The sequence below is a fragment of the Microbulbifer maximicatervae (SeqCode) genome, from assembly GCF_052467305.1.
The window spans coordinates 4,714,370-4,737,307 of record NZ_CP174306.1 but is presented as its reverse complement, the minus strand read 5'-3'; the positions used below and the strand labels follow the sequence as shown (position 1 = coordinate 4,737,307).

Sequence of the window (22,938 nt, the reverse complement as noted above, 5' to 3'; positions counted from 1 at the left end):
CTCGCTTCTCTCCTTCCAGCTTCCCAACATATTTCTCACTTCTTTTACACAGGCTTAACCCCGACTTTCAGGGCGGGTAAATTAAATCCCCAATTTTTCCCGATCTTATTAAATAGATTCGCGAAAAAATCTGGCAAAAAACTCTGCAAAATAAGATATGGCGCTGATCGAGTTATACATGTCCACGGGGATTTCCCGTGGATATCTTTTCACTTGCTTCAATCACCTATAAATCACATAGATACAGCAACAAAACTCACAGACTTATACAATATTCACTCTTACGCACAATTAACCCCCAAGTCTTATCACCCTCTACGCACAAGCTAAAACCTGAAATTGCCAGGTGTGAGTAAAAAAGGGGATAAACACCTGCGTAAGCAACGAATGCTATGATGATAACTTTCCCGCCAGCACGAGGCGCGCAAAGTTGTCCCGGCTTTCCACAATCATCTACCGGGGTTGCCCCCCCTTCAGCCAAGGGGTTATTGCCCATGTTTTCATTAATGTATCCTATTGATTTATAAGGTTTTTTTTTGCTTATACATGATTTGCCGGGCACTAATAAAAACAACTAAATCAAAAACCTCTCTCTAAGAAATACATTTATTCATTTATATAAACTTAAGAGAGTCCAAAAAAATGATTTCCTTAGAGAAAGAGCTCGATATGCAGGGAACTGGATAGTCTCCGTTTTTACAGCTTTACAAGGGTCTACCAACTAGAGTGCAGGAATATGCTTGTAGCCAATTGCTGACTCATACCTACTGCCTATAAAATGTGCGCCCCCAGTTGTAACCAGTAGCAGCCACTATGGAATTCCCTAAGACCTATGATGTGATCGTGATCGGCGGAGGCCACGCAGGTACCGAAGCCTCACTGGCAGCGGCACGTATGGGAGCTTCCACTCTGCTGCTGACCCACAATATCGAGACCCTTGGACAAATGTCCTGCAACCCGGCGATCGGCGGTATCGGCAAGAGTCATCTCGTGAAGGAAGTCGATGCCCTCGGTGGCGCTATGGCAACGGCAACAGACCTGGGCGGAATTCAGTTCCGGGTCCTCAATGCCCGCAAAGGCCCCGCAGTAAGGGCAACTCGTGCCCAGGCCGATAGAGCCCTGTATCGCGCCGCTATCCGTTCAATCCTGGAAGCACAGGAAAACCTGGAGATCTTCCAACAAGCGGCGGATGACCTGATTGTCGAAGGTGAACGGGTTGTGGGCGTTGTCACCAATGCGGGGGTGCGCTTTCGCGCCAAGACAGTGGTACTGACCGCAGGGACTTTCCTCGGTGGGCGTATACATATCGGCTTGGATAACCACGCCGGCGGCCGCGCTGGAGACCCGCCCTCGATTGCCCTTGCAGATCGTCTGCGCGAACTGCCTTTCCGCGTCGATCGCCTCAAAACTGGCACCCCTCCCCGTATTGATGCCCGCTCGGTAGATTTCAGCGAGCTGGAGGAACAGTGGGGAGATAGCCCCACACCGGTGATGTCCTATTTGGGCAGCCGCGATCAGCACCCGCGCCAAGTCTGCTGCTGGATTACCCACACCAATGCCCGCACCCATGAAATTATCCAGGGGGGGCTCGATCGCTCGCCCATGTATTCCGGCGTGATTGAAGGGATTGGCCCGCGCTACTGTCCCTCCATCGAAGACAAGGTGCACCGCTTTGCGGACAAAGATAGCCACCAGGTGTTTATCGAGCCTGAAGGGTTGACCACCAACGAGCTGTACCCCAATGGTATTTCCACCAGCCTGCCCTTCGATGTACAGATTGAGCTGGTGCACTCCATCAAAGGCTTTGAAAAGGCGCATATCACCCGCCCTGGCTATGCAATTGAGTACGATTTCTTCGACCCGCGCGACCTTTTGCCGTCCCTGCAAACCAAATTTATCCAGGGGCTCTACTTTGCCGGCCAGATCAATGGCACCACCGGCTACGAGGAAGCGGCTGCCCAGGGACTCCTGGCTGGCGCCAATGCCGCCCTACAGGCCCAGGAGCGCGAAGCCTGGGCCCCGCGTCGGGATGAAGCCTACCTGGGCGTGCTTGTGGATGATTTGATCACCAGCGGCACTAAAGAGCCCTACCGCATGTTTACCAGCCGCGCGGAATATCGCTTGCTGCTCCGTGAGGACAATGCTGACCTGCGCCTGACCGAAAAAGGTCGCGAATTGGGCCTGGTCGACGATACCCGCTGGGCAGCGTTCAGTGAAAAGCGCGAGGCGATCGCCCGGGAGACCCAGCGACTACAAGATACCTGGGTGCACCCAAAGACGCCCCAGGCCGCCTCTGTAGAAACCAAACTGCCGCAGCCATTGGCGCGGGAATACAGCCTGATGGACCTGCTGCGCCGTCCGGAACTGGGCTATCAGGATGTGGCAGGCCTCAAAGGGGAAGCGGTAACCGACGAGCAGGTTGCCGAACAGGTGGAAATTTCGGCCAAGTACGCCGGTTATATCGATCGCCAGCGCGAGGAAATTGAGCGTTTGCAGGCCTACGAAGATACCCCGATCCCGGCGGACTTCGACTACAGCGATATTTCTGGTCTGTCCAATGAGGTTAAGCAAAAGCTGGGAGAGACCCGCCCAGATACCCTGGCGCGGGCCTCGCGAATACCGGGCGTGACGCCCGCATCCATATCCCTGCTGTTGATCCAGTTGAAAAAGCGCGGGCTGCTAAAGCGCAAAAAAGCGGTATAAATCGGTTTTCCACAGGGTATCCCGCGAGGCCCTGCGGGGTTTGAATTTCGCGGGACTACTGGGGGATAGACCCATTTCTCACTCAATGGAACAGTTTCGTCCGCGCCTGTTAGAGGCGGCGGCACAGATGTCGGTGGTACTCAGTGACCGGCAGCAGGATCAGCTACTGGAATACCTGGCGCTTTTTGCCCGCTGGAACAGTGCCTACAACCTGTCCGCCATACGCGACCCGGAGCAGATGCTGGAGCGCCATATTATCGACAGCCTCAGTGTGGTAAATCTCTGTGGCGAAGGCTCTTTGATCGATGTGGGTAGCGGTGGCGGCCTGCCAGGGATTCCTCTGGCAATTGTGCATCCGGAGCGCGCCATTACCCTGCTCGACAGCAACGGCAAGAAGACCCGCTTCCTGTTCCAAGTCGCCAGCACCCTGCCCCTGCCCAATATCACGGTAGTCAATGAGCGGGTAGAAGCCTTTGTGCCAGAACAGCCTTTTGCCGGTGTGGTGTCCCGCGCCTTTGCCTCCATCGAAGATATGGTCAATGGCAGTGAGCACATGTTGGCACCTAGGGGTCGTTTTTATGCCATGAAGGGCAAGCTGCCTGAGGATGAGTTGAGCGCTCTGCCAAAAGGCATTAAGGTCGAGCAGGTGCACCGGTTGTCGGTGCCCGGCTGCGACGGTGAGCGACATATGATTCAGCTCTGTCGCACAGAATAAGATGATAGTTTGGCGGGTTTGTCGCCCGCCCAATCCTGCTCCCCTATCGTGGGGCACAACAGCCGCCGCCCGAAGCCGAGCCGGCGTCGGGGCAAACGCACCCGGAAACAACAAAGGACAAGAATCTTGAGCAAGATATTTGCTGTGGCCAACCAGAAAGGCGGGGTTGGCAAGACCACTACCTGCGTCAACCTGGCCGCATCTTTGGTTGCCAACAAGCGGCGCGTATTGCTGATCGACCTGGACCCCCAGGGTAATGCCACCATGGGCAGTGGTGTGGATAAAAGTGACCTGGAAGTTTCCGGTTACGATGTGCTGGCCGCTGAATTACCCGTTGAGCAGGCCATTGTATCCACAGAGAGCGGTTTTGATTTGATCCCGGGCAACGGTGACCTGTCTGCGGCAGAGGTGGAGTTGCTGAATCTGGAGGGGCGCGAATCCCGCCTGTGCCGCGCCCTGGCTGCGGTGAGTAATCGTTACGACTACGTGATTATCGACTGTCCGCCATCGTTGAATATGCTGACGGTAAACGCCCTCTGTGCAGCTCACGGCGTATTGATTCCCATGCAGTGTGAATACTATGCCCTGGAGGGGTTGTCAGCACTGGTGGACACCATCACCCAGATCCAGCAGGCCGCCAATCCGGACCTGAAAATCGAGGGTATCTTGCGCACCATGTACGATCCGCGCAACAGCCTCACCAGCGAAGTGTCGGCGCAGTTGCAGGAGTTTTTCGGCGATCGTCTGTATCGAACCTGTATTCCGCGCAATGTCCGTTTGGCAGAGGCTCCCAGCTTCGGCAAGCCGGCGCTGGATTACGACCGCCATTCGAAAGGGGCTATTGCCTACTTGGCACTGGCTTGCGAAATCAATCGCCGCCATCCCGCCAATCAATCTTCCAATAAGAAAAGCCGCCCTGTGGCGGAAGCCGTATAAGGGGTAATTACTATGGCCGCCAAACGCAAAGGACTGGGCCGGGGTTTATCCCACCTGATCAGCAATAAAAACAGCACCGCGATCGCCGAGGCTACCGGTGAAGCTGAAACCGAAACCGCCGTGGTCGACGGTGAGCTGAAGGAGTTGCCGATAGAGTTTTTGCAGCGCGGCCGCTACCAGCCACGCCGGGATTTTCCACAGGAATCCTTGCAGGAGCTGGCGGACTCGATACGCGCCCAGGGCATTATGCAGCCGATCGTCGTGCGCGGTATCGGTGAGCAGAGCTATGAAATCATCGCTGGTGAACGGCGCTGGCGCGCGGCCCAATTGGCGGGACTGGAGAAAGTGCCGGCACTGGTGCGCAGCGTTTCCGATGAAGCTGCCATCGCTATGGCGCTGATTGAAAATATCCAGCGTGAAGACCTGAATCCGGTAGAGGAAGCTGTAGCCCTCAAGCGTTTACAGGATGAGTTCAAGCTGACCCAGCAGGAAGTGGCCGATGCGGTGGGCAAATCCCGTACCGCAGTAACCAACCTTTTGCGACTGTTGAGTCTCAGTGAAGAGGTACGGACTTTCCTGGAGCGTGGCGATCTGGAGTTGGGGCACGCCAAAGCCCTGCTGGGTCTATCCGGTGCCACCCAGCGCTCTGCTGCGCGCCAAGTGGTCGAGCGCAGCCTTACCGTGCGCCAGACAGAGGCGCTGGTGCGCCGTTTACAACAGCCGGCTGCCCCCGCACCGGAAAAACCGAAGCCCGACCCCAATATCCGTCGCCTAACTGAGCGCCTGGCAGAAAAAGTCGGAGTGCCCGTATCTATCGATCACAACGATAAAGGCAATGGCCGCCTGGTACTCAAATACACCACTCTGGAAGAGCTGGATGGAATCCTGGCCCACCTGGGTTACGCCGAGGACTGAGGCCACAGGGAAATGCGCGTCCTAGTGGCGCGCGCAATAACTGTTGGCAAATACTCACTGCGGCGAGTAATTCCGTGCAAAACCTCCTGAAAATCAAATAAGTTGACGACATTTGCCGGTTGAATCGGCGATGCTGTTGCCGCATAATTCGCACGCCCAAATTTTGGGCGGACAGCGCAAAAAAAGTCGGCTTATCCCGTCTATGACAAAACCCCCGGTATTACGAATAGCCGCGGTACAGCTTCTGCTGATATCGGTGGCCAGTGCGGCACTGCACTTGAGCGGTAAACCGGTGACTGCGCTTTCCGTATTTATCGGCGGTGCCCTGTGTGCACTGCCCGGAGCATATTTTGGCAGGCGCGCCTTTCGCGATAGCGGTGCGCGCGCGGCCCATCGCGTGGTAGGCAATTTCTACCGCGCGGAAACCGGCAAATTTATATTGACCATGGCAGGTTTTGCAGCGGTGTTTGCCACCGTCAAACCACTGAATGCCGCGGCGCTTTTTATCAGCTACGTCCTCTGTGTAATCGTGCAGTGGATTTTGGTAGCGCGCATGGTCCGCTAGCCGGTGGATAAGAAAAAAGAATTCTTACTTTTACGATTGTTGAGGAACTATGGCAGGCGAAGCTCAAACCGCGACGGGGTATATCCAACACCACCTGCAAAACATGACTTACGGCAAGCTGCCGGCCGGGTATACCCGCGCCGATGGCTCTGTGCTGAATGAGTCTACTTGGACTATGGCGCATTCCTCCCAGGAAGCTGCGGATATGGGCTTTTGGGCCCTGCACGTAGATACCCTGGGCTGGTCTATCGGCCTCGGTCTGATTTTTTGCTTCCTGTTTGCCCGCGCAGCCAAGAAGGCTAGTGTGGACAAGCCCACAGGCTTCCAGAGCTTTGTGGAGCTGGTTACCGACTTTATCGACAAGCTGGTTAAGGAAACCTTCCCCCACCGCAACACTATGGTTGCCCCGATGGCTCTGACCATCTTTGTGTGGGTGTTCCTGATGAACCTGATGGACCTGGTACCGGTAGACTGGCTGCCGATGGCTGCCGCCAAGATCTCCGGCAACGATCACCTCTTCTTTAAAGTGGTCCCGACTACCGACCCGAACGCCACCCTGGGTATGGCCCTGGCGGTGTTTGCGCTGATGATTTTCTTCAGTATTCGCGAAAAAGGTGCCATCGGCTTCCTTAAAGAGCTGACTCTGCACCCTTTCCATACCGGCAAGTTGTTCTTTGACATCCTGCTGATCCCGGTGAACTTCCTGCTGGAAGCAGTATCCCTGATCGCCAAACCGATCTCCCTGGGCCTGCGTCTGTTCGGAAACCTCTACGCCGGTGAAATGATCTTTATCCTGATCGCGATTGTGTTTGGCGTTGGTGTTCTCGGCTTTATTGGTGCGGGCCTCCTGCACATGGGCTGGGCGATTTTCCACGTACTGGTAATCGTGCTGCAGGCGTTCGTATTTATGGTATTGAGCACCGTGTACATGGCGATGGCACACCATCGCGACGATGAGCACGAGCACGATCAATAAGTTTTTAACCCTTTTTTCGACCTTTACAACAACTCTTTAACTTTGATTTGGAGAACACAATGGAAGCATTAGGTCTGGTTTACATCGCAAGTGCACTGCTGATCGGTCTGGGCGCCCTGGGCACCGCAATCGGTTTCGGTACTCTGGGTGGCAAGCTGCTGGAAGGTTCCGCTCGTCAGCCTGAACAGGCTCCGGCTCTGCAGGGCAAGATGTTCCTGATGGCTGGTCTGCTTGACGCGGTTCCGATGATCGGTGTTGGTATCGCTATGTACCTGATCTTCGCCGTAGCTCCTGGTCTGGTTTAATTACGCCGTTCCAATTGCCCTTAACCCTATTTAAAGAGCAAGAGGTGTCGGAGTGAATATCAACCTGACTCTAATCGGCCAGTCGATTACTTTCCTGTTTTTCGTCTGGTTTTGCTGGAAGTTTGTTTGGCCGCCGCTTTTGGGCGTGATGAAAGAGCGTGAGCAGAAGATCGCAGATGGTCTCGCTGACGCCGAACACGCACAGAAAGATTTGGAACTGGCCAAGCGCAAAGCTGCCGAGCAGTTGAAGGAAGCCAAAGATCAGGCTAACGAGATCATTGATGGTGCCAACAAGCGCGCCAACCAGATTCTCGATGAAGCCAAGCAAGCGGCTCAGTCTGAAGGCGATCGCCTGAAAACTGCGGCCAAAGCTGAGATCGACCAGGAAGTGAATCGCGCTAAAGAGCAACTGCGCAGCCGTGTGGCAGACCTGTCTGTCCTGGGTGCGGAGAAGATTCTCGCGGTCAATATCGACGCTAAGGCGCACGACGACCTGATCGATAAACTGGCAGCCGAGCTGTAAGCGAGGAACCCAATGGCGGAACTCAGCACACTGGCCCGGCCCTACGCTAAAGCTGCATTCTCTTATGCGCAGGAAGCCTCCCACTTAGGTGGTTGGAGCACTGCGCTGAGCACTGCGGCAGCGGTCAGCCAGAACGAAAAAGTGCGTGAGCTGCTGGATAATCCCCAGCTCACCAGTGAAGAGCGCGCAGATAAATTCCTGTCGATCTGTTCAGACGAACTCGGCGAGCACGGAAGGAACTTCATCCGGTTGCTGGCGGAAAACAACCGCCTGCAGCTGCTGCCGGAAATTTCCGAACTGTTCGAAGAGCTGAAAGCGCAAGCGGAAGCCACCCTCGAGGTGGAAGTTGTTTCCGCGCACGCCTTGAGCGATGCACAGGCGCAAGCACTGGGCCAAAAGCTCAGCGCGAAGTTTGAACGCGAAATACATCTGCACAGCTCGGTGGACGAGAGCCTGCTGGGCGGCGCGATCATCCGCGCCGGTGATACAGTCATCGACGGTACCGTACGCGGCCGTCTGGCCAAGCTCGCCGAGGCGATGAACTCCTAAATTACTCTCCCCGTTGGTGTTAGCCGGCGGGGACTTGAGGAACAGAGCATGCAGCAACTGAATCCCTCTGAGATCAGTGAAATCATCAAGAGCCGCATCGAAAATCTCGATGTGAGCACTGAAGCCCAAAATGAGGGCACCATTGTTTCCGTATCCGACGGCATCATCCGCATCCACGGCCTGGCCGATGTGATGTACGGTGAGATGATCGAGTTCGAAGGCGGCGTTTACGGTATGGCGCTGAACCTGGAGCGCGACTCCGTTGGTGCTGTAATCCTGGGCGACTACAAGGCGCTGGCTGAAGGCCAGAAGTGCCGTTGTACCGGCCGTATCCTGGAAACCCCCGTTGGCCCGGAACTGCTTGGACGCGTTGTAGACGCGTTGGGTAACCCGATCGACGGCAAAGGCCCGCTGAACAACAAGCTGACCGACGCGGTAGAAAAAGTAGCGCCTGGCGTTATTGCCCGTCAGTCCGTTGACCAGCCTGTACAAACCGGTTTGAAAGCGGTTGATACCATGATCCCGATTGGCCGTGGCCAGCGTGAGCTGATCATCGGTGACCGTCAGATCGGTAAGACTGCTGTGGCGATCGACGCCATCATCAACCAGAAAGGCACCGGCGTTAAGTGTGTCTACGTTGCCGTGGGCCAGAAGCAGTCCTCTATTGCCAACGTAGTGCGCAAGCTCGAAGAGCACGGCGCTATGGATCACACCATCGTAGTAGCCGCTGGCGCCGCCGATCCGGCAGCGATGCAGTTCCTGGCTCCCTACGTCGGCTGTACCATGGGTGAGTACTTCCGCGACCGCGGTGAAGACGCCCTGATCGTATACGATGACCTGACCAAGCAGGCTTGGGCCTACCGTCAGATCTCCCTGTTGCTGAAGCGTCCGCCTGGACGTGAAGCCTACCCCGGTGACGTTTTCTACTTGCACTCCCGTCTGCTGGAGCGTGCCGCGCGTGTAAACGCCGACTACGTAGAGAAGTTCACCAACGGTGAAGTGAAAGGCAAGACCGGCTCTCTGACCGCCCTGCCGATCATCGAAACCCAGGCCGGTGACGTATCTGCGTTCGTACCGACCAACGTGATTTCCATTACCGACGGCCAGATCTTCCTCGAGACCGATCTGTTCAACTCCGGTATCCGCCCAGCGATCAACCCGGGTATCTCTGTATCCCGTGTAGGTGGTGCAGCGCAGACCAAGGTGATCAAGAAGCTGTCCGGTGGTATCCGTACCGCTCTGGCTCAGTACCGCGAACTGGCGGCATTCTCCCAGTTTGCCTCTGACCTGGACGAAGCTACCAAAGCCCAGCTGGATCACGGTGAGCGCGTAACCGAGCTGATGAAGCAGAAACAGTACTCTCCGCTGTCTATCGCGGACATGGCTGTTTCCGTTTACGCGGCCGACAAGGGTTACCTGAAAGAAGTAGAAGTTGCCAAGGTTCTCGATTTCGAAGCCGCCCTGCTCGCTTACATGAACAGCGAACACGCAGAGCTGATGGAGAAAGTGAACAGCACTGGTAACTACAACGACGAAATCGACGCAGCTTTCAAAGCCGCTATCGAGAAGTTCGTCGCTACTAGCAGCTGGTAAGAACTCCCTGGAGAGCGCGAGAGAGCGGCGTGTCCGCTCTTTCGGAATCTAACTTCCAGCGAACAAGGTAAATCACTATGGCAGGCGGAAAAGAAGTACGCACAAAAATTGCCAGCATCAAGAGTACGCAGAAAATTACTGCCGCAATGGAAATGGTTGCAGCCAGTAAGATGCGCAGGGCTCAGGATCGCATGGCACTGGGGCGTCCCTACGCCCAGCGCATACGCGCAGTGATCGGCCACGTCGCCAACGCTTCGGCCGAGTACCAGCATATTTACCTGCAAGAGCGCGAGGCCAAGCGGGTCGGTTTTATCCTGGTATCCACTGACCGCGGACTCTGTGGTGGCTTGAACGTCAATATGTTCAAAGCCGCTATTCGCGAGATGCAGGCGTGGTCCGAGCAGGGTGTCGACGTCGAAGTCTGCGCGGTAGGTAACAAGGCGGCCAGTTTCTTTAATGCCATCGGCAGCAAGGTTGTCGCAGCGGTACGCGATCTGGGCGATGCGCCCCAGGCCAACCAGCTGATTGGCTCAGTTAAGGTAATGCTGGACCGTTACGCAGAAGGCGATATCGATCGCCTGTTCCTGGTATCCAATGAGTTTATCAACACCATGTCCCAGAAGCCGCAGGTTGAGCAATTGCTGCCGCTGCCGAAGGACGAAGATGAAAAACTCATGCACGAGTGGGACTACCTCTACGAGCCGGATCCGGTTGAATTGCTGGATGGATTGCTGGCTCGCTACATCGAGTCCCAGGTATACCAGGCAGTAGTTGAAAACAAAGCCTGTGAACAGGCAGCGCGTATGATCGCGATGAAGAGCGCCACCGATAACGCCGGTGAGCTGATCGATCAGTTGCAGCTTGTCTACAACAAGGCGCGCCAGGCGGCCATTACCCAGGAACTGTCCGAAATTGTCGGCGGTGCGGCGGCGGTTTAATCCGCTGCCAGTAATGGTCAGCCTAGAAAGAATTTAAAGCTGAGGATCCGGAAATGAGTAACGGGCAAATTGTGCAAGTGATCGGAGCGGTCATCGACGTGGAATTCCCACGCGATTCTGTTCCGAATGTATACGACGCACTGGTGGTTGAGGACAAGAACCTCACCATGGAAGTGCAGCAGCAGTTGGGTGACGGCGTGGTACGCGCTATTGCCATGGGTTCATCCGAAGGTGTCAGCCGCGGTCTGTCCGTGCGCAATACCGGCGCTCCGGTTTCTGTACCGGTTGGCCTGGAAACCCTCGGTCGCATCATGGACGTGCTGGGCAACCCGATTGACGAGTGTGGCCCTATCGGTGAGAAAGAGCGCTCCTCTATCCACCGCGCTGCACCGACCTACGAAGAGCAGTCCAGCTCTACCGAACTGCTGGAAACCGGCATCAAGGTAATCGACCTGGTTTGCCCGTTCGCCAAGGGTGGTAAGGTTGGTCTGTTCGGTGGTGCCGGTGTAGGTAAAACCGTAAACATGATGGAACTGATCAACAACATCGCTACCGAGCACTCCGGTCTGTCCGTGTTCGCAGGTGTTGGTGAGCGTACCCGTGAAGGTAACGACTTCTACTACGAGATGGCTGAATCCGGCGTTGTTGACCTGGAAAACAAAGCCAACTCCAAAGTGGCGATGGTTTACGGCCAGATGAATGAGCCGCCCGGCAACCGTCTGCGCGTAGCCCTGACCGGCCTGACCATGGCGGAGAAATTCCGTGATGAAGGCAAAGACGTACTGTTGTTCGTCGACAACATCTACCGCTACACCCTGGCCGGTACCGAAGTATCCGCACTGCTAGGCCGTATGCCTTCTGCGGTAGGTTACCAGCCGACCCTGGCGGAAGAGATGGGCGTTCTGCAGGAGCGTATTACCTCCACCAAGACTGGCTCTATCACCTCTATCCAGGCGGTATACGTACCGGCAGATGACTTGACTGACCCATCTCCGGCGACCACCTTCGCGCACTTGGACTCCACCGTAGTACTGAGCCGTGATATCGCCGCTAAAGGTATCTACCCGGCTGTTGACCCGCTGGACTCCACCTCTCGTCAGCTGGACCCACAGGTAATCGGTCAGGAGCACTACGAAGTGGCTCGCGGCGTACAGTCTGTACTGCAGCGCTACAAAGAGCTGAAGGACATCATCGCGATCCTGGGTATGGACGAGCTGTCTGAAGAAGACAAGCAGACCGTAGCCCGCGCGCGTAAGATCGAACGCTTCCTGTCCCAGCCGTTCCACGTTGCGGAAATCTTCACCGGTGCACCAGGTAAATACGTTTCCCTGAAAGAAACCATCCGTGGCTTCCAGGGCATCCTGAACGGTGAATATGACCACATGCCGGAACAGGCCTTCTACATGGTGGGAACCATCGACGAAGCTGTGGAAAAAGCCAACAAAGCCAAGGGCTAATCGAGAGAGGCATATACTATGGCCATGACAGTACATTGTGACATTGTCAGCGCCGAGCAGTCTCTCTTCTCCGGGCTGGTAGAGATGGTGATTGTGAGTGGTATCGAAGGTGAGCTGGGTCTCTCCTACGGTCACGCTCAGTTGCTCACCGCTCTGAAAGCCGGTCCGGTGCGCATCATCAAGCCCGGTGGTGAAGAGGAAGTACTGTTCGTCAGCGGTGGCTACGCCGAGGTACAACCTAATATGGTGACTATCCTCGCCGATGTAGCCGAACGTGAGATCGATGAAGACGCCGCGCAGAAGGCCCGTGAAGAAGCGGAACACGCCCTGCACAAGGCGCCGTCCGAAGTCGACTACGCGCGCATCTCAGCCCAGCTGGCCGAAGCCGAAGCGCGTCTGCGTACCCTGCAGGCAATCCGCAAGGCGGCCGGTAAGTAAACAGTTCTTACCTTCTCGTAAGGCCTGTTTCCAGGCGACAAAAAGCAGCTTCGGCTGCTTTTTTTTTATCTATTTTTTCGAGTGACTCCTCTACGATAAAGAGCATTTATGTTGAAAACCTCTATTAGAAACTACTTATTAATAACCTTCCTGATGTACTTAATGGTTGGATGCGGAGGGGGTTCTTCTTCAGGCGGCAATGACTCTTCGATACCGAAAGAGGAAACCGATAGTGAATACCCAAGCGCAAGTATTATCTTTCCCGCTAGCGACGGGCTATGGAGTGATAAAGAGCAGCTGGTTGTGCGTGGTAGCGCAAATGATAATGTTGGTGTTGCCAGGGTATCTGTAAATGGAATTGACGCAACATCGGATGATGATTTTGCAACCTGGCAGGCAGAAATAACGCTTGAGGAAGGCACTACGACTAGCATTAACATTGAGGTAACAGATATTAATGGGAATACCTCCCCAGATGCTGCCTCAGTGAGTGTTAATAGCTATGACGGATTTAATAGCTACAGATTTTGCGGTCCGTTGGCATTTGATAGCGATAGAAATCTAGCGTACGCCTTTAACCCTACTAGGGTATTAAATCTGGAAAGCATGCAGGAAGATTATATTTCCTCAGAGTTCTCCGATGTGGTCGGAGCCGAATTTGACCACACTACGGGTAATTTCTTAATAATCCAAAATGACCAGCTAATTTCTATCGATCGTGAATTTAATAGCTTAAATATCATTTCCGAGTCAGGGGATGATTCACTGTCATTTGGGAGAAGACCACAAATTTCTATTGATATCAGTTCTGGTGATATCTATGTGCAAAATTATTTTCCGAGCTATTTAATAAAAGTAGACCCTATCACCGGGGACCGTGAAAAAATATCCTCATTTAATTATGAAGACGGAAATTCAGTAGGCTATTTCAATCAAGGTTTCGAAATTGTCGACGGACGATTTTTTGTTGTAAGTGAGGATGGATTACTAGAGTTAAATCCTGCTACTTGGCAGGCAACCGAATTATCAGGAGTGAGTGTAGGCTCGGGAGAGTCTCTACAAAACTTGACTGGCTTAACGATTGATTTGGAAGTCAACTTAGCCTATGCCACTGATACCCACAGCAGATTGATTGAGATCGACCTAATTAGTGGTGATCGAAAGCTAGTGTCGTCAGAATTAGACATCGGCGATGAGAACCTCAATTTTGATGAAGCGAAAAATAGTATCATTGATAAGGGTGATTCAATTCTAATTAGCGCATGCTCAACAGGGCATATTCTATTGGTAAATAAGGAAAATGGAAGCCGAACACTAGTATCAAAAAGAATAAGAGGAAAAGGTCCCCTACTCTCGACAAATTCTGACCTAACATATGATGAGTACAATCAAAGACTTATTCTACTCAATCATAACTATGCAGAATCCCGGTACTCTAAATATGAATATGATGATATTCACCAAGTAATAGCGATAGATCCACAAACCGGTGATCGGGAGACTATATCTGGTCCAAATAATGGAGAAGGGCTAGCCGAGGGTCACTTTCAAGATTTGGCAGTAGATAGTAGAAACGGAAATATCTACGTACAAGAAATAAATTCTCAAAGTATAATTAAAGTAGATCCAGAAACAGGGGAAAGATTGGTTATATCTGGTCCTGGTGTCGGTATTGGAGAGAATTTTAACGGCCTTACAGGACTATCTATAGATACTACTCGAGATAGAATACTTGCTATTTCTAGTAGCTCACTGATATCGATAGACTTACAGTCTGGAGATCGAACTGAAATCAATTCTTTCCCCGATATGGAGTTCTGGTATCCAAACCATATCTCAATAAATGCAGAATCCACAGAAATATACATTTCAGATATTCATGGGAAAGTTGTCGAGTTTAATCTGGAAAGTGAAATAACAAAAATCATATCAAGTAATGAAATTGGTGCTGGAGAAAGTGTCCATGAATTAGGGGATTTGGCGTATAGCAGTGAAGGTAATCTAGTATATGTAGAAGATTACAATCACACAGACAGCGATGATGAACCAGTTAACATGGAACTTTTGGCTATAGATAGGGAAACTGGAAATAGAATCCTGCTTTTAAGTGCCATACAACAAGAGTGGGAGGATATGCTGCTTACTCCAGCAGTAGATCAAGCTAAAAATGTTCTATATATCTCTATGCCAAATCGAGGCGTTGCTGTTTTTGATGTTGAATCAAAACAGTATTTGATTGTATCACAGTAATATCTCAATTAGGTATCGGCTGTAAAAACCGATACCTAATTGTATGAATTAGAAAACTCACTACCATTCATCTAATTCAAACTGTTGAATAAATCAATAATTGATAATACCGATTGCTACTATAATAAATAGAGATTACTTAATTCTTTATTTAAGATGTTTTTTACGATGAAATATTTAGTGGTTGGCGTATTTATCTTATTTTTTGTTACTATAATTTTCTTGCCAGAAAATTCTAACGCCATTGGCGTTAGAAAATCCAGTAATGAAGCCACTTCAGCTAACGATTTAAAACATCCGAAATATCTTTTCTTACATGGAAATATTGTAACTCCCTCATTAATAAATAATGACATTAGCGTCCCAGAACATTTAACAGAATTTGGCTTCTATCACTCTGGTTGGACTATAGATGAAATTCCTGAGGTGGCACAATTCGCCACATTTGTTGACGTCTATTACAACGAAACAGATATTATGAAAGCTGCAAGGGGGCATGGATTAAAGGTATGGGTACAATTAGCTCCGATTTTTTTTGATGGCTACCCAACCTACAGGAAGCGAGCGGACTATTTGGTGCGATGGGAAATAGCGAAGAAAAGGCTGGAGCCATTTAGTGACATTATTATGGCCTTCGATCCATTGGATGAACCTTTCCATCGTTCAAAATTAAGTAATCAAACACTTAAGTTATATCTTGAAGAAATTGCTCAACTGATTAAAGAGAGCTTTCCAAAAGCAAAAAGAGCGATTACCTTTATGAATAAAACTGTTCGAGAATCGAGCTTTAAAAAAATAATTCCTAAAAAATATAATCTATTTGCTGTAAATTATTATGTAGGAAATAATTTCCAAAGCCAACTGGTGGAAAAACTAATGATAAAAACATCACATTTAGATGTTAACTATTATCTAATACCTAGGGCATTTAAAACCTCGAATAGAGGTTTCGGCAGTATTTCCGAAGCACAATTAATAAATCAAGCAAAACAAGCTTATGATTTTGCGATAGCAAACCCCAAGGTTATTGCCATTTATCCCTTTGTTTGGGAGAGTATTTTTGGCAAAGACGACTACTACCTTGGGGTTGACAATCTAGAGCGAGTACAAGAAGAGTATCGAAAAATAGGTCACGCGATATCAAATACCAGATAAACTATTTTTTATCACCCATTATATATGTGCTGTATATAGCTCTATCATCACCAAGAACCTGCAGGGCAAATAGTTTTTCTTCAAGTGTCTTTACAGACTTCATTCTAAACTTCATTAAATCAGTTGATTCTAAATCAATGACAATAAAATCTGCCTCCTTTCCTTTTTCAAAGTTCCCAACTTTGTCATCGATATCCAGTGCTTGTGCTGATCCTAAGGTTGCAAGGTAGAAAGCTTTAAGTGGAGAGAGTGTCGTTATACCATTGTTATTTCCAATCGACTTCTGTAGCTGAACTACCTTATAGGCCTCATCCATAGTCTCTAACATCGAGAAACTGGTGCCGGCTCCCACATCAGTTCCCAGGCCGACGCTAACATTGATTTCTTCAGCTCTATTAAGCGGGAATAATCCGCTCCCCAGAAAAAGATTAGACGTTGGGCAAAAAGCAATAGCGCTGCCGACTGAAGCCATACTTTCCATCTCTTGGTCATCCAGGTAAATACCATGAGCAAACACTGAGTGGTCGCGATTTAATCCATATATGTTATAAACATCAAGATAACTATTTGCTTCTGGAAACAATGATTTTACCCAATTAATTTCATCCTTATTTTCGGAAACATGGGTATGCATATACACATCGGGATATTCATCTAGTAACTTAGCTGCCTGCTTAAGCTGTTCTGGAGTACTTGTCGGGGCAAATCTTGGAGTAATGGCATAGCTCAATCGATCCTTATTATGCCAACGTTCGATCAGCTTCTTGCTATCGGAATAGGCAATTTTGGGCGTATCTTGCAGGTATTCTGGCGCATTGCGATCCATCAGCACCTTACCTGCAATTAGTCGCATGTTCTCCCGTTGAGCAACTTCAAAGAGAGCATCTACAGACTCTGGATGAACGGTACCAAAGACAAGTGCTGATGTTGTGCCATTCTTTAGTAACTGACTAATAAAGAACTCTGCAACTTCCTTCGCGTGTTCTTTGTCGGAAAATTTACTTTCAGTTGGAAAGGTGTATTCTTTAAGCCACTCTAATAATTGCTCGCCATGAGCCGCAATCATCCCCGTCTGTGGATAGTGAATATGAGAATCAATAAAACCGGGAAGTATTAACTTGCCGCGATAATCTACAATCTCTGCTTCTTTTTGTTTTTCCGAAATTTGTTGTTCAGAAATTATCCCTGCAATTATTCCATCTTTGACAATTAATCCGCCATCCTCAATATATTCATAAGCTTTATTGGTCTTCGCCGGGTCGGCTGTAAAATGAAGTATGTCACCTTGAAATATAGTTGTCTCTGCATAAACAAAGTTGCTAGAAGCTGAGAGTAATAAAAATAATTTAACTATGTTGGACTTTATACTGCTGCTTAGGGATAAAGTTTCGACCACCATTTCACTCCGTTAAAACAATAAGCAAACCTATATATTTAGCATTTGAAAGATAATGTGACAAATTTATTTCGGTACTCTCTAGAAGAACTGGAATACAAAACAACAAATTAACTTATATATTGAGTAATAACCTGCTTGAAAATACAAAAATTTGATTTGTATATTTTGTATTTGGAAAAAACTTAAGTAATTACATCTAAACTTGTACTTAAATCCAGATTGAAGGCTCTCAATCCATGTTTAAACACCCAGATCACGTAACAATAGTTGTTACGAAATTAGAGGAAAGTGTCAGTTTTTTTGAATTGCTGGGCTTTGAGCTTCTACTCAAAAATTTTCTAACTGGCGAGAAAGCGTCACGGTATCTCCAGGTGGATAATGTAGAAGCAGATCACTTTACGATGGTACTAAAGCAGTCATCTCCGAAATTTGAGATACAGCTACTTCACTACCGAAATCCAGTGGTTAAAACTAATCCATCACTAATTGACTTGGCAAGGCCCGGTTATAACCATCTGTGTTTAAAGGTAGATAATTTGAATGAAGCTTTAGAGTATTTATCGAAGCAAGGAATTAGTACAAGAAGCGGAATATTGGAGTATCAAGATAAAAAATTAGCTTTTCTCTTGGGGCCAGAGAATATAACTGTTGAATTAGCCGAGTGAATTATCCAAGTAAATAGATAGTACTTTTACTTAATAACTTGACATGTAAATCTCTCGAAGAAATGATACTTGCCTAGCTAAAATTTATGTCTCCACATAATTTCGAGATATTGACATGGCAAATGAAATCATCTTTTATACGAATCCTCAGTCGAGAGGCTGTATTGTTCGATGGATGTTAGAGGAGATATCAGTACCCTATCAAACCAAAGTACTTGAATATGGCGAAGACATGAAATCGCAAGAGTATCTTGCTTTGAATCCCATGGGGAAAGTTCCAACACTAGTGCACGACAACAAAATAATAACTGAAGCAGCAGCAATATGTGTCTACTTGGCAGATGTATTTTCCGATTCAGGTTTGTCTCCGATAAATAACGAAGAGCGTGCCAATTATTACCGATGGATGTTTTACTCAGCTGGACCATTGGAGTCCGCCATCGTGAATAAATATATCTTTGATGAAGATGTGGCTAAAGATAAACAACAAATGTTGGGTTACGGTAATTATAAACTTGCACTAGATACGCTATCTAGTGCTATAAAATCAAACCCGTATATTGTTGGAGAACGTTTTACAGCAGCAGATGTATATATTGGTGCACAGCTGGGGTGGGGGTTACAGTTTGGAACTATAGATAGACGTGAAGAGTATCAAGAGTATGTAAATCGTTTATCTCAACGTAAAGCATTTCAACGAGCTCAAGAACTTGATGCAGCTTTGGAAAAAGACATGAATATAAGTCCAGCTTAAATATAAATACATTTTGTTTGAAATAAAAGGTCAGAAACTATATTTCTGACCTTTTTGGTTTATCCCAAATACTAGTTTTTAACAAAAAATTCCGCTTTTTATTTGTCGGACAGCTCTGTTGAATCGAAAACGATCATTTCTGTCTATAGAAGTATTTTCATCCATCATATGCTCATAATCACTTTCAACTACTTTGAGATAATCTAGTGCTTCATCTTTATCCCCCTTCATTGCAATAAGATATGAGCGAGACAAGCACATTCTTAATTTGTGAGCATCTGTTAGATGTTCTTTAGGATGATTATCGTGGAGCTTCAAGCATTCCTCTAGGCTAGCTTCGGTGAATGGGTCGTATTCAGCTACTTCCTTAGGAATTGGTTTTTTACACTTATAGATTGAACTTGAGAATACTTGCCCATACCAGTCGAAATAATCTTCAAGATATCCCATGGTTACTTTAATCCATGGTAAACGATCAAAGAAAAAATCTTGATTAATGAAAAATGATTCGCCCTCAATAAGCTTTGGCATAAACTCTGCTGAAACATGTCTATTTAGGTCCTGAGTTTTACATACATCAATAAAACAAATTTCAATTGGATTATCAGACCAGGAAAACTCATTAAAATCACCGATATTTAGTTCAATCAATGATTGAAATGGAGAAATACTATTTTCTAGTATTGGAACAAAAGATTCACCAAACTTATAGGTTAGTGAGTCACACTCCCAAACACGATCCGAACCATTTGCAGGTTTAGGTAGAAAACCCAATTCATAACTACTAATAGGTTTACTATCCAATATATTTGAGTTTCTGTTGTTTGAAAAATCTGAGTTACTCATCAACCCATGTGCGAGAGAAACCACAGATGCTCCCATAAAGCTTCCGGCATCAACAATATACCCTTTTTGCTGGAAGTTTTTTGACGCCAATGAATAGAGTAATTTACGTTCCGCAATCGAAACCATCCCTGGTGTCTCAAATACGCTCTGGGGGACTTCAGTTTTAGAGAATGAAATTTCTGGGTGTACATAACAACCCCTTGCAATTTCCGCATCATCAATTTCGTACATTATTTTGCTCCGGAAAAAAATTGATTACTTAGCGTAAGCTACACAAAAAACAACATTTGTCTTCATTTCATCCAGTGTAATATCAGGAATTTCTTCTCTTACCCTGGTCTCTATTTCCGGAGTTAAACGCTCTAAAACATTACTATGTGAAGGCTGTAGTTCCCAGGTTTCGATATTAAAATACTTACGTGTTAATGCGCGTAATTCATCGATTCGAATGCGATTTAGATGTGTGTGTAAATAGTGGTCATGTGGCAAATGGCGAACAATATTAATATGGTTCCAATCACAAAACTTAAGATGATCTGGATTCCCTTCATCCAAAACTGATGGATTATGAGGAGGCATATGGTGCCCACTCCAGCCATAAAAGTTGTGATGCAGAAATATAATTTTTCCTCCTTTGGTTAACAACCCCGCAATATCCTCGAATACACCCTCAATTTCCAATAGGTGCTCAGTGACATTGTGTAGGCAAACCGTATCAAAGGTCTTTATACCGACGAGATCGCGGGTAGAGCACTGGCGTAGATCAATATCCGGGATCAAATCCATGATGTCCTGGCCGGACATTGGAGCGTTAACCCACTTTCTTATCCTTTTATTGCGAACCCTCCTGGAGTCTAAAGACATTGCTGGGTCTACACCGGTATAACTGTTTGCTCCAGCACAGAGGTAGCCCATGGCATAGCCACCAAAACCACAACCGACATCTAAAACATTGCACCCTTGTACATATTTATGTAATTTTCTTGGCCATGAGCAGTAGCCGAGTTCAACGGCACTAGTGATGAGATCCGAATCAAAATTCTTCAGTGCGTGGCGTATATTAGTGCAGTTGTGGAAAAATGCGATTTTAGCCTGCAATTCATGATTGTCCCAATCTTCTAAAGGTTCTATTTTCTTCAGTTGTTTTGCTGCCTTTGAGCGGGAAAGTTTTGAAAATGCAGGGTGAGAACGGGAAGTGTCTAAAATTTCAATCGCTTCCCTGGCGTTATTTTCGATACGTATCAATTTGACTTGGTCAAAAACTTTCAGCGCTCGTTTATGTTCTGGGTTGCACTTGATTGCTATTTTTATATCTTTTTCAGCTTGATCTATGTCTCCTTTAGCTATATTTAGCATAGCGGAGATTATTCTCATGCCTACATGGTGTGGATGTCTTGAAATGAAGGTCAGCGCATACTTATCACAATTTAGAATCGAACCATTTTTTGATTCGGCATAACACAGAAAATAAGTAGCCGGATGAAAAGGGTTGAGATCGGCAATTGGACGCAATAACTCTCTCGCCAGGTCTATTTCTCCAGCTAATGCAGCTTGCTTCCCTTGTTCAAAGTTATCCAGCTGATTGATTTCTAAAGTAGACATTTAATTTTCCAAGTAATGGTAACCAGGTTTTTTGGCGTGGATATTGACTTGCATGCTGCAAATAGGTGCAGTTGCGCTCGATTTAAATCAAATATAATAAGATTGCTTATTATTGAGTACATGCTCGCAGCTAGCACTGATTTTCTTAAGCTATGAAAATATTCATAAATGTGAAAGTTGGAGCTGTCAAATAATAAATTTATTTTCTCTGAGAAAACTATTCAAGGTGCAATCTATAAAAGTTGGCGCGGATGCTAACTCGTATAATCGGTAAAGCCGGAAAGCCTGTGTTATAAATTGGATTTTGTAAGATTCACGTTATCCAATTAAGCAGCAGACGATAACATCTCAATCCTGAATAAATTGATCTGCCAACGGCCTGGTTGGCAAAACTTGTGGAGGTGGCTCTTTGAAACTGATAATAGTCGGTGGCGATGGCTTTTGTGGATGGCCAACCTCATTACATCTGAGTAATTTAGGTCATGAGGTTATTATTATTGACAATTTTTCTAGAAGAAAAATTGATAGTGAGCTCAATGTAGAATCATTAACACCGATTCGAGAACTGAAAGAGCGTATTGATACCTGGTTTGAATTAACGGGAAAGGTTATTCGCTTTGTCGAGTTGGATGTTTCCCAGAAATTTAACGATCTTGTAAATCTCCTAGAGGAGGAAAAGCCAGATAGTATAGTTCATTTTGGTGAGCAGCGCGCTGCGCCCTATTCGATGAAAAGCAGTGCTACTAAAAATTATACGATCGCTAATAATATTTGTGGTACTCATAATATTCTCAATGCGATTGTAGAGACGCAGCTTGATATTCACTTGGTTCACCTCGGTACAATGGGAGTGTATGGTTACGGCCATGAGGAGCCCATACCAATACCTGAAGGTTACTTGGATGTAAAAATAGAGACAGTTGATAATCGTCAAATTTCAGACTCTATCGTTTATCCGCCTAATCCCGGCTCCATTTACCATATGACTAAGACGATGGATTCGCAGATGTTTCAGTATTATGCGAAAAATGACAGGCTTCGTATTACTGACCTTCACCAGGGGATTGTTTGGGGAACGCAGACTGAACTCTCTAGTTTGGATGAGCGTCTGATAAATCGTTTTGATTATGACGGGGACTACGGCACAGTCCTAAATAGATTTCTAATGCAAGCGACTGTCGGTTTCCCACTGACTGTTCATGGCACAGGTGGTCAAACTCGCGCATTTATCCATATCTCTGATACTTGCAAATGTATTGAGCAGGCACTTTTACATCCACCGGAGCTCGGTGAACGACCACTGATTCTCAATCAGATGGCGGAAACGCAAACACTTTCCGATCTTGCACAATTAGTTCAATCACTGACAGACTGTGAAATAAGTTATCTGCCAAACCCGAGGAAGGAGGCAGAGAGAAATGATCTCAATGTAAAAAATGATTTACTTCGTTCATTTGGATGGCAGCCGATTCTTATTAAAGATAGTCTTCTGCAAGAAATTACAGATATAACAATGCAATATCAAGATCGGGCTGATCATACAAAAATACCTTGCGTTTCTTATTGGACAAAAGGTAATAAACTTGCCGATATTTCCTATCGGGAAAAAACTAGTGAAGTTACTGAAACCATTTCCTAGTGGGTAGCTTTAGCT

Annotated in this window: 21 protein-coding genes; 18 read left to right on the top strand and 3 right to left on the bottom strand. The window is 47.8% G+C overall.

The annotated features are described in order from the left end of the window. The first annotated feature begins 813 nt into the window (after positions 1 to 813). From mnmG to ACJJI4_RS20615, 15 genes are all read left to right on the top strand, one after another. On the top strand, positions 814 to 2,703 hold the full coding sequence (gene mnmG, locus ACJJI4_RS20685) for a tRNA uridine-5-carboxymethylaminomethyl(34) synthesis enzyme MnmG (RefSeq protein ID WP_444926318.1): 1,890 nt from the start codon (positions 814 to 816) through the stop codon (positions 2,701 to 2,703). A gap of 85 nt (positions 2,704 to 2,788) precedes the next feature. Next, positions 2,789 to 3,418: a 16S rRNA (guanine(527)-N(7))-methyltransferase RsmG gene (rsmG, locus tag ACJJI4_RS20680; protein WP_252083956.1), complete on the top strand. Its 630-nt coding sequence runs from the start codon at positions 2,789 to 2,791 to the stop codon at positions 3,416 to 3,418. A 126-nt stretch (positions 3,419 to 3,544) separates the two neighbouring features. Continuing rightward, complete coding sequence (locus ACJJI4_RS20675) at positions 3,545 to 4,354, top strand: ParA family protein (protein WP_444926317.1); 810 nt, start codon at positions 3,545 to 3,547, stop codon at positions 4,352 to 4,354. 12 nt (positions 4,355 to 4,366) lie between these two features. Continuing rightward, positions 4,367 to 5,269 (top strand): ParB/RepB/Spo0J family partition protein, encoded by a 903-nt coding sequence (locus ACJJI4_RS20670; protein WP_282930568.1) that lies wholly within the window; start codon positions 4,367 to 4,369, stop codon positions 5,267 to 5,269. Positions 5,270 to 5,471: 202 nt separating this feature from the next. Next, complete coding sequence (locus ACJJI4_RS20665; RefSeq protein WP_282930569.1) at positions 5,472 to 5,834, top strand: ATP synthase subunit I; 363 nt, start codon at positions 5,472 to 5,474, stop codon at positions 5,832 to 5,834. Positions 5,835 to 5,883: 49 nt separating this feature from the next. Further along, positions 5,884 to 6,810, top strand: coding sequence for a F0F1 ATP synthase subunit A (gene atpB, locus ACJJI4_RS20660; protein WP_444892422.1), 927 nt, complete (start codon positions 5,884 to 5,886; stop codon positions 6,808 to 6,810). A 59-nt stretch (positions 6,811 to 6,869) separates the two neighbouring features. Then, a complete protein-coding gene (gene atpE / locus ACJJI4_RS20655; RefSeq protein ID WP_020413895.1) occupies positions 6,870 to 7,115 on the top strand; it encodes a F0F1 ATP synthase subunit C in 246 nt (81 codons plus the stop codon). A gap of 52 nt (positions 7,116 to 7,167) precedes the next feature. Next, positions 7,168 to 7,638 carry a F0F1 ATP synthase subunit B gene (locus ACJJI4_RS20650; protein ID WP_282930571.1) on the top strand — a complete coding sequence of 157 codons (471 nt, stop codon included), beginning with the start codon at positions 7,168 to 7,170 and terminating at the stop codon, positions 7,636 to 7,638. A gap of 12 nt (positions 7,639 to 7,650) precedes the next feature. After that, complete coding sequence (locus tag ACJJI4_RS20645) at positions 7,651 to 8,187, top strand: F0F1 ATP synthase subunit delta (protein WP_108735091.1); 537 nt, start codon at positions 7,651 to 7,653, stop codon at positions 8,185 to 8,187. Positions 8,188 to 8,235: 48 nt separating this feature from the next. Then, positions 8,236 to 9,780, top strand: a complete 1,545-nt coding sequence (atpA, locus tag ACJJI4_RS20640) for a F0F1 ATP synthase subunit alpha (RefSeq protein ID WP_108735090.1) — start codon at positions 8,236 to 8,238, stop codon at positions 9,778 to 9,780. Positions 9,781 to 9,857: 77 nt separating this feature from the next. Further along, the gene (gene atpG, locus ACJJI4_RS20635; protein ID WP_444895613.1) at positions 9,858 to 10,718 is read left to right on the top strand and encodes a F0F1 ATP synthase subunit gamma; all 861 of its coding nucleotides are present in this window, start codon (positions 9,858 to 9,860) and stop codon (positions 10,716 to 10,718) included. A 53-nt stretch (positions 10,719 to 10,771) separates the two neighbouring features. Beyond that, the gene (atpD, locus tag ACJJI4_RS20630) at positions 10,772 to 12,175 is read left to right on the top strand and encodes a F0F1 ATP synthase subunit beta (protein ID WP_282930574.1); all 1,404 of its coding nucleotides are present in this window, start codon (positions 10,772 to 10,774) and stop codon (positions 12,173 to 12,175) included. Between the two features lie 18 nt (positions 12,176 to 12,193). Further along, complete coding sequence (locus ACJJI4_RS20625) at positions 12,194 to 12,613, top strand: F0F1 ATP synthase subunit epsilon (RefSeq protein WP_108735087.1); 420 nt, start codon at positions 12,194 to 12,196, stop codon at positions 12,611 to 12,613. A 108-nt stretch (positions 12,614 to 12,721) separates the two neighbouring features. Then, the gene (locus tag ACJJI4_RS20620) at positions 12,722 to 14,863 is read left to right on the top strand and encodes a hypothetical protein (RefSeq protein ID WP_444926316.1); all 2,142 of its coding nucleotides are present in this window, start codon (positions 12,722 to 12,724) and stop codon (positions 14,861 to 14,863) included. 168 nt (positions 14,864 to 15,031) lie between these two features. Continuing rightward, a complete protein-coding gene (locus tag ACJJI4_RS20615) occupies positions 15,032 to 16,018 on the top strand; it encodes a hypothetical protein (protein ID WP_444926315.1) in 987 nt (328 codons plus the stop codon). A gap of 1 nt (position 16,019) precedes the next feature. Here ACJJI4_RS20615 and guaD read toward each other — a convergent pair whose 3' ends face one another. Beyond that, entirely contained in the window at positions 16,020 to 17,417 is a 1,398-nt protein-coding gene (gene guaD, locus ACJJI4_RS20610; protein ID WP_444926314.1) for a guanine deaminase, read from the bottom strand. Between the two features lie 236 nt (positions 17,418 to 17,653). On the opposite strand from guaD, the gene ACJJI4_RS20605 reads away from it, so the two are divergent. Together ACJJI4_RS20605 and ACJJI4_RS20600 are read left to right on the top strand one after the other, a co-directional pair. Further along, positions 17,654 to 18,082, top strand: a complete 429-nt coding sequence (locus tag ACJJI4_RS20605; RefSeq protein WP_444926313.1) for a VOC family protein — start codon at positions 17,654 to 17,656, stop codon at positions 18,080 to 18,082. Positions 18,083 to 18,197: 115 nt separating this feature from the next. Beyond that, positions 18,198 to 18,836: a glutathione S-transferase family protein gene (locus ACJJI4_RS20600; RefSeq protein ID WP_444926312.1), complete on the top strand. Its 639-nt coding sequence runs from the start codon at positions 18,198 to 18,200 to the stop codon at positions 18,834 to 18,836. Positions 18,837 to 18,914: 78 nt separating this feature from the next. Here the strand turns inward: ACJJI4_RS20600 and ACJJI4_RS20595 are convergent, their stop codons facing one another. Then, entirely contained in the window at positions 18,915 to 19,913 is a 999-nt protein-coding gene (locus ACJJI4_RS20595; protein WP_444926311.1) for a hypothetical protein, read from the bottom strand. A 24-nt stretch (positions 19,914 to 19,937) separates the two neighbouring features. Beyond that, complete coding sequence (locus ACJJI4_RS20590; RefSeq protein WP_413663866.1) at positions 19,938 to 21,284, bottom strand: methyltransferase; 1,347 nt, start codon at positions 21,282 to 21,284, stop codon at positions 19,938 to 19,940. 409 nt (positions 21,285 to 21,693) lie between these two features. Between ACJJI4_RS20590 and ACJJI4_RS20585 the strand changes: the two genes are divergently transcribed. Further along, a complete protein-coding gene (locus ACJJI4_RS20585) occupies positions 21,694 to 22,923 on the top strand; it encodes an NAD-dependent epimerase/dehydratase family protein (protein ID WP_444926310.1) in 1,230 nt (409 codons plus the stop codon). Positions 22,924 to 22,938: the final 15 nt, after the last annotated feature.

Coding starts and splice junctions, on each gene's coding strand:
- ACJJI4_RS20600 (WP_444926312.1), top strand. CDS start 18,198: ATGGCAAATGAAATCATCTTTTATACGAATCCTCAGTCGAGAGGCTGT.
- atpB (WP_444892422.1), top strand. CDS start 5,884: ATGGCAGGCGAAGCTCAAACCGCGACGGGGTATATCCAACACCACCTG.
- atpE (WP_020413895.1), top strand. CDS start 6,870: ATGGAAGCATTAGGTCTGGTTTACATCGCAAGTGCACTGCTGATCGGT.
- ACJJI4_RS20615 (WP_444926315.1), top strand. CDS start 15,032: ATGAAATATTTAGTGGTTGGCGTATTTATCTTATTTTTTGTTACTATA.
- atpD (WP_282930574.1), top strand. CDS start 10,772: ATGAGTAACGGGCAAATTGTGCAAGTGATCGGAGCGGTCATCGACGTG.
- ACJJI4_RS20595 (WP_444926311.1), bottom strand. CDS start 19,913: ATGTACGAAATTGATGATGCGGAAATTGCAAGGGGTTGTTATGTACAC.
- ACJJI4_RS20645 (WP_108735091.1), top strand. CDS start 7,651: ATGGCGGAACTCAGCACACTGGCCCGGCCCTACGCTAAAGCTGCATTC.
- rsmG (WP_252083956.1), top strand. CDS start 2,789: ATGGAACAGTTTCGTCCGCGCCTGTTAGAGGCGGCGGCACAGATGTCG.
- ACJJI4_RS20590 (WP_413663866.1), bottom strand. CDS start 21,284: ATGTCTACTTTAGAAATCAATCAGCTGGATAACTTTGAACAAGGGAAG.
- atpA (WP_108735090.1), top strand. CDS start 8,236: ATGCAGCAACTGAATCCCTCTGAGATCAGTGAAATCATCAAGAGCCGC.
- ACJJI4_RS20670 (WP_282930568.1), top strand. CDS start 4,367: ATGGCCGCCAAACGCAAAGGACTGGGCCGGGGTTTATCCCACCTGATC.
- atpG (WP_444895613.1), top strand. CDS start 9,858: ATGGCAGGCGGAAAAGAAGTACGCACAAAAATTGCCAGCATCAAGAGT.
- ACJJI4_RS20605 (WP_444926313.1), top strand. CDS start 17,654: ATGTTTAAACACCCAGATCACGTAACAATAGTTGTTACGAAATTAGAG.
- ACJJI4_RS20625 (WP_108735087.1), top strand. CDS start 12,194: ATGGCCATGACAGTACATTGTGACATTGTCAGCGCCGAGCAGTCTCTC.
- ACJJI4_RS20620 (WP_444926316.1), top strand. CDS start 12,722: ATGTTGAAAACCTCTATTAGAAACTACTTATTAATAACCTTCCTGATG.
- mnmG (WP_444926318.1), top strand. CDS start 814: ATGGAATTCCCTAAGACCTATGATGTGATCGTGATCGGCGGAGGCCAC.
- guaD (WP_444926314.1), bottom strand. CDS start 17,417: ATGGTGGTCGAAACTTTATCCCTAAGCAGCAGTATAAAGTCCAACATA.
- ACJJI4_RS20665 (WP_282930569.1), top strand. CDS start 5,472: ATGACAAAACCCCCGGTATTACGAATAGCCGCGGTACAGCTTCTGCTG.